General features: G+C 37.3%; 11 protein-coding genes. 1 reads left to right on the plus strand and 10 read right to left on the minus strand.

From position 1 onward, the window contains the following. Nucleotides 1-559: 559 nt before the first annotated feature. The 5 genes from ACPWSO_RS00005 to ACPWSO_RS00025 all read right to left on the minus strand — a co-directional run bounded on the left by ACPWSO_RS00005 (nucleotide 560) and on the right by ACPWSO_RS00025 (nucleotide 5674). Nucleotides 560-2089 (minus strand): HAMP domain-containing sensor histidine kinase, encoded by a 1530-nt coding sequence (locus ACPWSO_RS00005; RefSeq protein WP_426080696.1) that lies wholly within the window; start codon nucleotides 2087-2089, stop codon nucleotides 560-562. Then, the gene (locus ACPWSO_RS00010) at nucleotides 2086-2772 is read right to left on the minus strand and encodes a response regulator transcription factor (RefSeq protein WP_426080698.1); all 687 of its coding nucleotides are present in this window, start codon (nucleotides 2770-2772) and stop codon (nucleotides 2086-2088) included. Before ACPWSO_RS00010 ends, ACPWSO_RS00005 begins: the two co-directional genes overlap by 4 nt. 227 nt (nucleotides 2773-2999) lie before the next feature. Continuing rightward, a complete protein-coding gene (gndA, locus tag ACPWSO_RS00015; protein WP_426080699.1) occupies nucleotides 3000-4421 on the minus strand; it encodes an NADP-dependent phosphogluconate dehydrogenase in 1422 nt (473 codons plus the stop codon). Nucleotides 4422-4869: 448 nt separating this feature from the next. Further along, entirely contained in the window at nucleotides 4870-5049 is a 180-nt protein-coding gene (rpmF, locus tag ACPWSO_RS00020; RefSeq protein WP_426080700.1) for a 50S ribosomal protein L32, read from the minus strand. 67 nt (nucleotides 5050-5116) lie between these two features. Then, nucleotides 5117-5674 carry a YceD family protein gene (locus ACPWSO_RS00025; RefSeq protein ID WP_426080701.1) on the minus strand — a complete coding sequence of 186 codons (558 nt, stop codon included), beginning with the start codon at nucleotides 5672-5674 and terminating at the stop codon, nucleotides 5117-5119. Between the two features lie 158 nt (nucleotides 5675-5832). Between ACPWSO_RS00025 and ACPWSO_RS00030 the strand changes: the two genes are divergently transcribed. Continuing rightward, nucleotides 5833-6621 (plus strand): ABC transporter ATP-binding protein, encoded by a 789-nt coding sequence (locus tag ACPWSO_RS00030; RefSeq protein ID WP_426080702.1) that lies wholly within the window; start codon nucleotides 5833-5835, stop codon nucleotides 6619-6621. 94 nt (nucleotides 6622-6715) lie between these two features. Here the strand turns inward: ACPWSO_RS00030 and ACPWSO_RS00035 are convergent, their stop codons facing one another. From ACPWSO_RS00035 to ACPWSO_RS00055, 5 genes are read right to left on the minus strand one after another with little or no spacing between them, the layout of a single operon-like run. Further along, nucleotides 6716-10216 (minus strand): WxL domain-containing protein, encoded by a 3501-nt coding sequence (locus ACPWSO_RS00035; RefSeq protein ID WP_426080703.1) that lies wholly within the window; start codon nucleotides 10214-10216, stop codon nucleotides 6716-6718. After that, nucleotides 10217-10555: a hypothetical protein gene (locus ACPWSO_RS00040; RefSeq protein ID WP_426080704.1), complete on the minus strand. Its 339-nt coding sequence runs from the start codon at nucleotides 10553-10555 to the stop codon at nucleotides 10217-10219. It abuts the gene before it with no gap. 49 nt (nucleotides 10556-10604) lie between these two features. Continuing rightward, the gene (locus tag ACPWSO_RS00045; protein WP_426080706.1) at nucleotides 10605-11741 is read right to left on the minus strand and encodes a DUF916 and DUF3324 domain-containing protein; all 1137 of its coding nucleotides are present in this window, start codon (nucleotides 11739-11741) and stop codon (nucleotides 10605-10607) included. 24 nt (nucleotides 11742-11765) lie between these two features. Then, nucleotides 11766-12440, minus strand: coding sequence for a WxL domain-containing protein (locus ACPWSO_RS00050; RefSeq protein ID WP_426080707.1), 675 nt, complete (start codon nucleotides 12438-12440; stop codon nucleotides 11766-11768). A 23-nt stretch (nucleotides 12441-12463) separates the two neighbouring features. Then, the gene (locus ACPWSO_RS00055) at nucleotides 12464-13168 is read right to left on the minus strand and encodes a WxL domain-containing protein (protein WP_426080708.1); all 705 of its coding nucleotides are present in this window, start codon (nucleotides 13166-13168) and stop codon (nucleotides 12464-12466) included. Between the last annotated feature and the right edge of the window lie 263 nt (nucleotides 13169-13431).

The following is a 13431-nucleotide window of genomic DNA, read 5'->3' on the forward strand; positions in this document are numbered from 1 at the left end:
GTTTTCAAAGGTCTACATCATTGCCTCGCAGCAACTTTTATATCTTATCAAATCTCCGATAAGATGTCAACTCTTTTTTTGAAAAAGTTTTAAGTTGATGGAACTCGGCAATCCGTTGTTGTGTTTCGTAACAACTGTTTCAGTTTATCAGCTTCTTTGTTATTTGTCAATAACTTTTTTACTGATAAATCAACTTTCTACAGCCATCATTTTTTTAACGCTTTGTTATCTTATCATGAAGATTCTGTTTTCGTCAAGATAAAACTAAAATCTTTTTTTATCTCTCAGAACATGTAATAATATATCAATTCTATTCTAAAAAAGCAACTATAATTTCACTTTTTCTTAGGCTTTTTTTAGATAGCGAACAAACTAAATATATGAGGTAAAAGCATTCGCTTTTTTATTCGTATTTTTTACATTTCGTGATTAATTATTCGGCGAACTTCGGAAAAATATTCTCTTTCCTGAATTATCTCATCTATCAATTCTTACAATTTTTATTCTAATTGAAACTCATTTGGTTTTCACTCCAATTAAAATTTAGAAACCACTTCTTTTATGAAGTGGTTTCTAAAACGTCTATAGCGATGTCTTTAACAATTGGGATATAAATTCGGAAAATCGTTCCTTGATTTATTACACTTTCAGCATCAATTCTACCTTTGTAGCTTTCAACTAATTGTTTGGCGATTGATAGTCCCAGACCGTTTCCGCCTTTATTTCTTGCTCTAGCTTTATCTACTCTATAAAAACGATTAAATATTTTTTTGAGTTCTTCTTCTGTGATTCCTTCACCAAAGTCTTGTATTGCTATCTCAAATTCGTTAAACGAACGCGAAATAGAAATGTGTACTTCTTTTCTATCTGTGGAATATTTTACTGCATTATCCAAAATAATAATTAGCAATTGTTCAAAATGGTTACGGTAAATTCCTAAAACTACTTCATTCTGCAAATCATCATCTAAGGTCATCCTAAAATCAGGGTAAAGAATTTTAAAGTTGTTAAAGACCTGATAAACAACCTCTTTAGCATTGGATACATGGTTTGCATATTGAACATCCACTTGTTCTGCTCTTGAAAGATCCAGCATCTCCTGAACCAGACTTTTCATTCGAACAATTTCCTGAAGACTGGCTTTCAACGATTCATCTAGAATTTCCGGGTCTTCTTTTCCCCAACGGTTTAGCAGATTTAAATGCCCTTCTATAATAGCTACTGGGGTTCTCAATTCGTGAGAGACATCTTCAACAAACTGTTCTTGCTGTTCGATGTATCTTCTCATTCGATCCAGCATTTCATTAAAGATTCCAGCTAAATCGGCAAGTTCATCTCTTGATTGAATCGCAGGCACATGAGCATCGGACTGGGGATTCTTTCTGACAATCTCCATTGTATCTCTCAAAAGTTTTAATGGTTTTAGGAAATAAGAAGATAGCAGGAATCCCAACACACTACTTAAAATGAGAGAGATACATTCTAATAGGATTAATGTAAAAAGCAATCGGCTTCGTATTTCATAAAAAGATGATAGCTCATAAAAGGCCTGTACGTAGCCTACTTTTTGACGGGCACTTTTAGAGTTAACTGGTTGAATCATCAAAAAGCCGGTATCTTCTCCTATTGTTTCAATTTTTGCTTCCTGCTTTTCTTTTCCTAATAACACAGTTGGTTTTTTTTGTGTTTCAAATAGAAGCAATCCATTAGTATCATAAATAGATAGAAAAAGTGCTGGAGCCCCTAGCTCAGCTATCACATTATCCATCTCCAGTAATGTACCTACAGCAGTTCGCTGATTGTATTCACCAATTTCCGAAGGCGTTGGCGTCTTTATTGCTTCATATACTTCAGTAACAGTCAGTTCGTTTTCAGCATTAGATAGTCGATTAGTTACTTCAATAACAATTCTTTCCAGATTTTCCTGTTCTTTTTCAACAATGAGGTTGACAGATGTTTTATAGGTTATTACTGCAAAGATTGTAAATACAACGAATATAAAGAAAGAACTTGCCAGAGCCCACTTGACAGTCAAAGAGGGCCCTTTCAGTTCTCGTTTTACTATTTCTTTAAATCGGCTCTTTCTCACGAGCGCATCACATAACCTGTTCCCCGAACCGTTTGAATATAGCTTTCTTCTCCGGGAACATCAATTTTGTTGCGCAGGTAACGGATATAAACATCTACAACGTTCGTTTCTACTTCCGTTTCATAGCCCCACACTTTATTTAAGAGAACATCTCTTGCAAGTACCACATTAACATTCTCCATTAATGTCAGCAATAGTTCATATTCTCTTTTTGTCAACTCAATCATTTCAGAGTTGCGGCGAACAACACGATTTTCTTTTTCAATCGTCAAATCACGATACGTAATTGTTGTCTGCTTTGCAATATTTTTGTCCCCTTCAATGTCAATTCGGCGAAGAAGCGCGCGCAAGCGGGCTAACAATTCTTCAATGGCAAAAGGTTTTACAATGTAATCATCTGCTCCGTGGTCCAGACCAGAAACGCGATCAATCACAGAATCTCGTGCAGTCATCATAATAATAGGAGTATTTTTCACTTGACGCACACGACGGCACACTTCAAGTCCATTTAATTCGGGCAACATCAAATCCAGTAATATTGCATCCCAATCGCCACTTAAAGCGGCCTCCAAACCTGTCCGTCCGTTATAGTGAACTTCAGTCACATATCCTTCATGCTTCAACTCCAACTCAACGAAACGGGCTAGGTTTTTTTCATCTTCAATAATTAGAATATTGCTCATTGATTCGTTATCCTTTCTCTCATAGCAGCCATTTTCAGCTTTTCAATTATACCTACTTTTTATATAAAAAGCCAGTAAAACTAGTTTTCCTCTCATTTACATGATTTTCTTATATAAATCCAGATTTTTAGCATGGGGTATATACAATCATAGTACCCGCTGAAAAGCCGTGAAATCTCTCGAAAATATTTGCCGCACAGCTTTGGATTAGCGAAAACAACGATTTCTTATTCTTCATTGTACCAGCTGTAATGATAAATTCCTTCTTTATCAGTTCTTTCGTACGTATGTGCACCAAAGTAATCACGCTGTGCCTGAATCAGGTTTGCTGGCAAACGATCAGAACGATAAGAGTCATAGTAAGCAATAGCGGAAGCAAAAGTCGGAACCGGCACCCCGGCTTGAACCGCCATTCCCACAACATCACGAACAGACTGTTGATATTTTTTAGTAACCTCTACAAAATAGTCATCCAACAGCAGGTTCTCAATTTCCGGATTTTTTTCGTAGGCATCTGTAATCTTTTGAAGAAATTGTGCTCTGATGATACAACCAGCTCGCCAGATTTTCGCAATATCACCAAATGGAAGATCCCACTCATTTTCCTGTGAAGCTACACGCAACTGTGCAAATCCTTGAGCGTAACTCATGATTTTACTGAAATACAAAGCTTCCCGGATTTTTTCAACCAGTTCTTTTTTATCTCCTTGATAATTATAAGCAGCTGGCTTAGAAAGAATTTTAGATGCTTTCACACGTTCTTCCTTATAAGCAGAAATGAAGCGGGCAAATACTGATTCAGTGATCAGCGGAAGCGGCACACCCAAATCTAATGCGCTTTGGCTTGTCCATTTACCAGTTCCTTTATTTCCAGCGGCATCAAGAATAACATCGACGATTGGTGCATCCGTTCCTTCATCATCTTTACGCGTCAGAATATCTGCTGTAATCTCAACTAGATAACTATCCAGTTCGCCTTCATTCCATTCTTTAAAAATATCTGCCATTTCATCAACAGACAGACCAAGAATATTCTTCATCAAATCGTAAGATTCAGCAATTAACTGCATATCTCCGTATTCAATACCATTATGAACCATTTTTACATAGTGACCGGCTCCATTAGGACCAATATAAGTCACACAAGGTTCGCCGTCTTCTGCTTTTGCAGAAATTTTTTCAAGGACTGGTGCTACTAACTCATAGGCTTCTTTTTGTCCGCCAGGCATAATTGACGGTCCCTTCAATGCCCCTTCTTCTCCGCCAGATACCCCTGTTCCGATAAAGTTAATACCAGAGTTCGCTAGTTCTTCATTTCTACGCATGGTATCTTTGAAAAACGTATTACCGCCATCAATTAGAATATCCCCTTTATCTAAATGAGGAAGCAGTTCTTGAATCGTTGCATCTGTAGCAAAGCCTGCTTTAACCATCAACATAATGCGACGCGGTTTTTCAATTGAATCGACAAATTCTTCAATTGTATAGGTTGCTTTAAAATTTTTATCCGGATGTTCTTCGACCACTTCGGTTGTTTTAGAACCTGTCCGGTTGAACAATGCAACAGAGTACCCTCTGCTTTCAATATTCAAAGCCAAATTTTTTCCCATTACGGCCATTCCCACTACGCCAAATTGCTGTTTTGTCATCATACATCCTCCCACTTACTAAAAACTCTAAAATTCATTACAATCTATTTTATTATAGCTTAATTTCTAAGTATTGGAAACAAAATCGTTTGAATTTCCAATGGTTCCGCCCTTAAATACAAATGAGCTGTTGGTGAAAAAAACATTCTAACTATAAACTTAATTCGGTTAAAAATTGAAAAAGTTATTTTTTTAAACCGCTTCTTATCATATGGAGGGGTGACTCTTTTCTATTCTTTGACATGCAGCATCTGAAAAAACTGGAAGTAATTTAAGATATCAATCGATGTCAGCTCTTTATTCCATCATTTCGGAAAACACTCTTTGGATATACAAGAAATCACTTAGTTCTATAGACAGTCACTGCTGAAACTCCAAGTCTTATAATAAAAAATCCCTTAGGCTCCATGGTTAGCCTAAGGGATTTTAACATTTTCTAAAAAATGTTTTATGCTTCTGTTGACATTACATTTTTACCATCGTAATGACCACATGCTGGACATACGTGATGGCTCTTTCTCATTTCTCCGCAGTTTGAGCATGCGTTCAAACCTTTGATTGTCAATTTGTAATGTGTACGGCGTTTTGCCTTTTTAGCTTTAGAAGTTCTTCTAGCTGGTACTGCCACTGTTGTTCCACCTCCTTGTAAAAATCTGTGTATACAATATACACAATATATTCCAATCTTGAACTAATTAATCATCTAAGTCATCATTCAATAATTCAGATAATTTAGCAAGACGAGGATCAATCGTTTCTGTTGCTTCTATCTCACGCTGCTGGACATATTCTTCTTCTGAGATAACTTCCCAATCATTTCCTTTAGGCATGTCTTTGCTTTCTTTTTCTGCTTTAGACAATACCTGCAATGGAATTCCCAGCAAAATGTTATCTTCTACAGATTCTGTCAAATCAATCGTTTCAGTATCTAGCAGAATGATTTCTTCAGCGGATAATCGTTCATCTTTCCCTTGGAACTGTTCTTTCGTCATAAATACTTCGTCAACAGTTAACTCCAAAGGCAGTTCTACCGGATCCAAAGACCTAGAAGATGGTACTGTTAGGATAGTCGTCAATTTATAGAATAATAAATAGCCGCTTTTTTCTACTGTCAGCATTCCATTTACCTTTACCGAAGTAATATCAAGAATTTGTTTGTCTCTGTTCATTAAGGACTGTTTTACATCAAGAACTTCTTCAAATTCCAGAGGTCTTTCCTGATATTTATTCAATTCTAATAATGACCATTTCATCTTTATCACTCCTAAGCAACAAAAGCTATTATACAGGGGGATAGACCCTTTGTCAATGAAATTTTCTTTGCGGCTTTCTTTCTCTTGTTTTCAAAAAAACTGTTATCTCATTTTATTTTAATGGTAAACTAATAGATAAGAATAGAGGAGGCCCGCTTATGACAATCATTAACTGCAGCAATCTTTCACTAATAAGAGAAAAGAAGGTTCTTTTGAATTCTATCAATTGGAACGTTAACAATCAAGAGCATTGGGCGATACTCGGTTTAAATGGTGCCGGAAAAACCTTACTCCTGCAAATTATTACTGGGTATCTCTGGCCCACTTCAGGTTCTATTACTGTTTTGGGGCAAAAATTTGGTAAAAGCTCTATCCCACAACTTCAGAGAAAAATAGGCTGGGTCAGTACAGCATTACAGCAGAGAATGCATGAAAATGAAACGGCAGAACGAATTGTATTATCCGGAAAATTTGCCAGTATCGGTCTCTATGAAGCATACACTCCGCAGGAGGCCGCAGCAGCAAAAGAAATTTTAATCAACGCAGATGGAGGTTCTCTAATTGGAAAAGAATACCGCGTACTGTCTCAAGGAGAACGGCAGCTTGTTTTGATTTGTCGAGCGCTAATGACAAATCCAGAGTTACTGATTCTTGACGAACCCTGCAATGGTTTAGACTTATTTGCTCGCGAGAGACTACTAAAACAAATTCAATTGATTGCACAACAACCTACATGTCCCACAATACTTTATGTAACCCATCATACAGAAGAAATACTCCCATGTTTTCAACAGCTGCTGCTTTTAAAAAAAGGACAGATTTTTGCTAAAGGGTTGAGACAAACGTTGTTTAATCAGTCTGTCTTAACTGATTTTTATGAGGAACCTATTCAGCTGGTGTCTCTAGAAAACAATAGGATCGCTGTTTTTCCTGCTGTAAATATATAAATTTTACTGTAATATATTAAATCACCACAAAAAAGCTGGTTTTCTGTCCAGCTTTTTTGTGGTGATTTAATCCTTCTTCAACGCATTAAAGATATCAACTCCCTGGCGTTGTTGTTAACGTCCAGTTAACCGTTGTAGTATATTCTTTATTCGGCTTAGCAGTACCCCCGTTTACCTTAATCGTTACCTCCTCGGGATTCCAAACTTTTGTTGAAATCTTTTTCCCGGCTTGCCCATCAGCCTTGGCTGAAAAAACAGTTTTAGCGGATGTAGTGATTTCAAGTTCGCTCCCTGTAATGCTCCCATCTGTTACCTGTGCAGCTCCTGTTCTTGTGTTGTAAAATTCTCCCGCCGGCAATGTAATAAATGCACCTGTCAGCTGCTCATCTCCTGATGAAAATGCTCTAGTCATTTCAGCAGTTAAAGACCAGCCATGAACTGTTAAGCGGTCGTCCGATATCTGCACCCATTGTTTAGACAGCTCTTCACTGCTCGTGTTTTTAGGCTTTTGAGCGTAATAGGTACTGTCTTGAATAGCGGCAGTGACATTCCCAAAGTCAAAAACACTTGGAATGTAGTCTAAACGTAATGTTCCCCGATTCCCCGTACCGCCGTTTTCCGATCCATTTGGAGGCAGACTGCCTTCTACAGGATTTTCTGGATTTACAGGTCCTGAAGGTCCTTCATTTACAACAAAAACTGAGATTTCTTTCTCCAAATCTTGAGATAAACCATTTTCTACAGTTGCGCTTACTCCAAGCTTTATCTGATAAATCCCACTTCCAGATGTCGCCTCCAATCCAGCTAGGTCAGTCACCTTGATTTGATCAGTCAATTCCAAGCGGCGTCCGTTACTAATCGTTTCAGCTGCTGCATTTCCCATAGAAAGGATATATCTTTTTATCTCATCCTCTGAAAAATGACTCAGTGTATCCTTATAAATTGTTACATCATCTGCAGTTAAACTAGCTATCTGCTCTCTGACAATCAGCTGTGCCTTAACAGTTGTTGCATTTCCAGCTTCATCCTTTACTAGGACATCGAGTTCATACTCGCCCGCAGCCAGCATGTAACCTTCTACTTGCTCACGGTTGACATACTCATAGTAAAACTGCTGGTTCGAAGGATTACTGTCCTCAGGATTTTTTATAAACAGCTCAGGATTTGGAGCTGGTGTATCTTTTACAGCATAAACGGTTTCAGCTGAAGCTGTAGGAGGTGTTTCATCCACTACAGTTTGAGTTAATTCTAAATATTTTCCTTCTTTAAAGGCATAAACCGCAAGTTCACTTCCTGATTTAAAGTATTTTCCTTCTGGTAGTGTATAACTGTAGTGCCCTTGATCATTTGCCTGTAAAGTAAAATTATCAGTGAATTTCGGATTGGCTTCACCTGGATTAGTTACTGGACTAATAAGCTGGTTGTCCGCTGGATCAATCACTGGCTCAAAAGAGGAATTCGCTGGAATATCTTGAATTCGGACATATGCATTAGGACTAGTTATTCCATACACAGTTTGAGATCCTGCATCAACTTCATTATCTGTAGCTCGTGAATCAATAATCAAATCTACATCAGGAATATACTCAAACTGCACTCTTTGTACATTACGTGTTGAGAAGTCGGTCTCAAAGCGGTTAATCATTTCTTCTGTTAATGAGCTGGCACTTTCAAATTCTGTAGTGTAATTATTATATCTAAGCTTCACTCCAAACATTGGACTCCAACTGTCTGAAGGATTATCCAGCAAATTGTCTCTATTCCACATGTTCACCTTTTGAATATCGACATCCAAAATCCCTCTTTGAGAATAGTAAGGCGCCATATTAATCAGCCCATTTTGATCATTTGTACCCGATATTTCCCCCAATTTTTGTAAATTCACATATTGTGCATCTGAAAATTCAAATACTGCTTGAGGTGAGGTAAAATTCAGCAAATAATGGGAAGCTGAAGTGCTATCGCTTACAATATTGAAAATTCCCAACTTTTCAACTATAAACTTAGCTTCTCCAACTGCGTTAATAATTGGTGCGTTAGAAGCGTTCATCCCTGTGGATTGGATATCTAATTTTCCTTCCCTGCCAACTTCCAGAATTGCTTTTGACTCAAGCTGAACCAGGCTTACTGCACCAGTATGCCCATATGCTCGAATATTTAACTCCGCTCTAGACCCAATTTCTACTTTTGAGCTTTCTGAATTTAAATGCAGACTTCGATCATCTAAACGACCTGGTGGAACATTCAGATTAAGTTTAGAGTCTCTCCTTAAAAGTAAGTTTCCACTATCTATTAATACATTTGCTCCGTATGCTTCACCTACTACTGCATTCGGACCAGAGGTCAAAGTCACCTCTGCGCCTTCCTCAAGCACAAGTGAACCACCATTATATAACCGAATATTTCCAGAATTTAAAGTCGTTCCCTCAAAAGTAGTATTTGGCAATAGTGTCAAATTACAAATTTCCAAGTTCGCTTGACTGTCATTATAAATCTGCCAATTGCTTTGAAATGGACTTGTATAATTTTTTTCCTGAATATTTTTAACAGTGCCAGACATAAATACTTGTCCCCATGGAGAATGAAGCAGTTCATTTCCAGTAGCTTCTATATTATGAAAAGTCAATTTTGATTTTGCTTCATTTCCATTCACTCCGTTTGATAAAATACTCAGTGTCATAAAACCATACCAATTGCCATGATAGGTTTTTAAATCTTTCCATACAATGTCCCAGCCATCTGTATTCGTACAAGTATTATCATTCGCACGTAAACAAACAGCTCGAAAGTCAATGGTATGCCCATTCCCTTCAATAACAACTTTACGGGCAATTCCAGTCCCATTTAAAGTTACAAAAGTCGCAGAGTTAGTCACATTATTTGTTGTGCCCAGTGTAAAATTGGAGATAGAAGATGGGCGAGGATTATCAGGAACTTCAAAGGAATCAGTTACATTGATTACTGAGACGCTTGTATCATTCATTCCAGTAACCAGCCCCTCCCAGCTGTTGACATCCATTATCCCATCCACTTGACTAGCCGTATAATCGATAGTTGTTTCAGGCGTTGTTACTTGTGGACTTTCATTAGCTGCTACTTGATTTTTTTCCAAGACATCTACAATAGGGAATGAATCAATAGTTTCTTCTATTTTTGGTTCTGTTAATAACTGAAGAGAAGCTGACGTATCTTTTTCACCAGATATCGATAACTTCTCCACAGTTAAACTGACTGGTTTCAACATATCAGCAGGAATAACCAGCTGAAAAATAGTCTCAAATCCATTCATTTTTATCTCTAATTGATGTCTTTCTTTATCATATAGAATTTGACTATCCTGATTTTTATCGATTATCTCTTGATAAACAGCTCCAACTGGCAATGGAACAATGTAACGATTTCCCTCAAGTGCTTGTTTGTCAACGAGCCTAATAGAAATCAGTTCCTCTTCAGAAAGCCATACTTCATCCGCACCGTCAATTGCTGTTAGTGCAAATGTTTCTGGTGAAGCCTTAATAGGAGTGAAGCGAAACACTGCGGCAAAAATGCCAGTTAGCAACACTAGCAGACAAATTACAGTTCCATTTTTCTTCATTTAAGCCTCACCTCCTGCAGATGATTGCTTCTCCATTTTTAAAAGCAGGTAAAGGATACTTGTTAGTAAAATGATTAAAAAGCCTATCAGCTTTATTCCTAGTTGAACAGTGTCTCCAGATTTCAAAAAACTGCCGCCTGCATTCTTCGAGATGACACCACTTTCATTTTCAGTTTTTTTCTCTCCTGATTCTTCTGTGCTTTGTAGCGGTTCCTCTGCCCAACCGTCAAATAGAATAGACACTTCGCTTTTTCCAGCAGAATCAGCATAACTGCTGACTGGTAGGGCATATACCAATCCTAGAAAAAGAAGCAGGAGAAGTACTATTATTTTTTTCAAGGTTAAACACCTCTTATTCTCTGTGGTTCGCTTTACACCGGTTAAGAAGTTAGCTTGATTTTTTACGCTTCTTATTGTTTGATTTTTTGCTATTCGGCTTCTTGTTCGTGGATTTCTTTCTCTGCTTCTTTTTTGTCAACACATACGTAATTGCTAAAAGTAACAGGAACAAAAGAACAGAGCCTGCAATCAGCCAAGTCATATCCATTGATTCTGGTTGCGGATCATTGATTGCATTTTCATTATTTTTCTTCGCTTCATCTTGGGTAACAGTAAAGTGCTCCAACCATTCCCAAGTTTTACTACTCCATTTTGGATCCTGCGTTTTTACTATTAAACGCATAGAATATTCTCCAGCCTTCATCTGATCTTTTCCCAAAAATATTGGGAATGAAAACTTAGAATTAGGTGCCATAATCACATCTTCACTTGTATTTTTATAAAGAACTTCATACTCATCCTTTTTCATTACTTCAGCTTGAAAGCTCATTTTAGACATAATAGCAGCCTGATCATTTTGTACATTTGCAAAGAATGCTTTGTGATAGTTTCCTAACCCTTTGGTAATTCCTGTCAAATTAAGGTTGGGCTGCTCTATCTCTTTGTTTACGGTTAATTTAATAGCTAGCGCATAACTATACTTATTATTAATTTGAATACCAGATTGTTTCTTTTTTTCTGTTGTTTGATTTGCTTTTTCAAAATACCAAGAACCTAGAATAACACCATCTTTTGCCTCTTCCGGCACCATGATGACAGCAGTAACAATTTTTTCTCCATTGGCTGGAATTTCTGCTTTAATATCAGATGCTTGGATTTCTGTAAAATCATCCAGCTTAAACCTAAGAGATTCATCATAGCTATCCGCTTGAGAGGTGTATGCAATTTCACCATTTTCATTCGTATGCGCTGCATAAACAGCAGACTCAACAATAATCGGTTCAGAAGCAGTGTTGATAATCCGGGCTTTAATTTCTTTTCTTTCTCCAGGCCGTACAATTAAATCGTAAAAAGAGCTTTCAGAGTCTTCAGAATCGATTTTTTGAACGCTGTAGCCGATAGAACTGTCTTCAGTGTTAGTTTCTGCACTCGCATAGACAGGACATGATTGATTGAAAAACACCAGATAACAATAAAACAGGCTGAGGACAACTGTCCATCTTTTAGCTTTTCTCATCCTATTCATCACCGCTTCTTCCCCTCATTTATTTTATGGTGTTGCTACTGCTGCCAAAGTCCAAGTTATAGTAGCAGAATATCCTTTAGCTTTTGCAGTCATTCCCGGAATTTTTAGAGAAACCTGATCTCCAGCCCAGCTGCTGACAGAAGACATCTTACCAGCATTATTCTGATTTTCTGATTCAAAAACTGTATATTCTGTGGCTGCTACCATTGCGGCTTCAGTTGTTTGTAGGCCCGTTGGCGTAGCAGATCCAGTTAGTTCATTTTTAGCAGATCCTGCTGGGATAGTTAGGATTGATCCAGCCAAACCGTCTACATCATTTTCATCTAGAAATTCTGTACGCTGCGCTTTAACTGTCCAACCATTTTTATCTGTTCTTTTATCTGTTACTTGAATATATTGAACTCTATCTGTTGATTTCGCTTGATATGTTGTTTCAGTAACAGAAGCTTTTACTGTTCCAAAATCAAATTTAACAGGAATTACATCAAGAGATAGCGGTCCTGGATTTCCTGTTTCTTTATTGTGTCCATCACCTGGTGTTGCTGGCTGCGATGGATCATCAGGATCTTTCGCACCAGTTTCAGTCTGATCATTAGAAAAATGAATCTCACCAGGTGTTGTGTCTGCTAATACTGATAATGGAAAGAGACTTGTCATTAAAACCGTTGCTGCTGCACTAATTATTATTTTCTTTTTCATAATCAAAACACTCCTTATGTGTATTATGGATTTGCTACTGCGGTTAGTGTCCAAGTTAAGGTATTTGAATAATTACCAGCTTTTGCTGTATTTTCAGGAACTTTTAATCTTACTTGATTTGGTTCCCAAACTGTTACCGACTGACCTTTTCCAGTTGTCCTATCATCCGTCAAAGTTTTAAACAATGTTGCTTCCGACATATTGACTTCCACAGATTCAGTTTTCAAATTGGAATCAATGGCTGTTGGGGGAATATTTAAGCTGTTTCGAGCATCTCCAGCTGGCAAAATAAGGGTTGCTCCCATCAATGTGTAAGAGTCACTAGATAAATAGCGATCCTGTTTTACTGTAACCTTCCAACCATTAATTCCTGCATTTCTGGCATCTGTAATTTGAATATACTGTCTTACATGATCCCTTCCTTGTGAAATGCCTTCATAGATATGTTCAGACACATACATTTTTTGAACACCAAACTCAAAATTGATAGGAGCTACATCTATAGACAATGGGCCTGGGTTATTTGTTCCTGGGTTATAGGGGTCTACTGGTTGAAGTTTTTGACTAGGATCTTCCGGATTTACTGGAGGTGTAGGCGTATTATTTTCAGTCAACTCAATATGTCCGGAGGTTTCTCCTACAGATTGCGAAACTGCTTCCAACGGCTTTAATACAAGGAGACTCAAAATAAACATGATACAAACTAAGAATACTTTCTGCTTCTTCACCTCTAACACTTCCTTATTATCGCTCATTTTCCTATTAACACATTTCCACCTCCCTTGCTTTTCCTACAGCTCAGTCATATATGTGATTATTTAGCAGTACCCAATTAAAAAAATCACTTCCTCTTTTTCCCCTTATCAAAAATAAATAACTTTCATATTTTTATAGATTTTTTTTAATAATTTTCTTTGTATTCTTGAAGTGAACCCTCCAGCACCGATCAAACTTGATTGATTAGATGTTAGTTGACCAAACTTCATTCTAT

This window comes from Enterococcus sp. LJL51 (assembly GCF_049894025.1).
Taxonomy (GTDB): Bacteria; Bacillota; Bacilli; order Lactobacillales; family Enterococcaceae; genus Enterococcus_L.

What these genes read in the sequence shown, in the direction of transcription:
- ACPWSO_RS00035 (WP_426080703.1), bottom strand. Translation starts at nt 10,216, where the DNA reads ATGAAGAAAAATGGAACTGTAATTTGTCTGCTAGTGTTGCTAACTGGC.
- ACPWSO_RS00050 (WP_426080707.1), bottom strand. Translation starts at nt 12,440, where the DNA reads ATGAAAAAGAAAATAATAATTAGTGCAGCAGCAACGGTTTTAATGACA.
- ACPWSO_RS00030 (WP_426080702.1), top strand. Translation starts at nt 5,833, where the DNA reads ATGACAATCATTAACTGCAGCAATCTTTCACTAATAAGAGAAAAGAAG.
- ACPWSO_RS00010 (WP_426080698.1), bottom strand. Translation starts at nt 2,772, where the DNA reads ATGAGCAATATTCTAATTATTGAAGATGAAAAAAACCTAGCCCGTTTC.
- ACPWSO_RS00025 (WP_426080701.1), bottom strand. Translation starts at nt 5,674, where the DNA reads ATGAAATGGTCATTATTAGAATTGAATAAATATCAGGAAAGACCTCTG.
- gndA (WP_426080699.1), bottom strand. Translation starts at nt 4,421, where the DNA reads ATGACAAAACAGCAATTTGGCGTAGTGGGAATGGCCGTAATGGGAAAA.
- ACPWSO_RS00045 (WP_426080706.1), bottom strand. Translation starts at nt 11,741, where the DNA reads ATGAATAGGATGAGAAAAGCTAAAAGATGGACAGTTGTCCTCAGCCTG.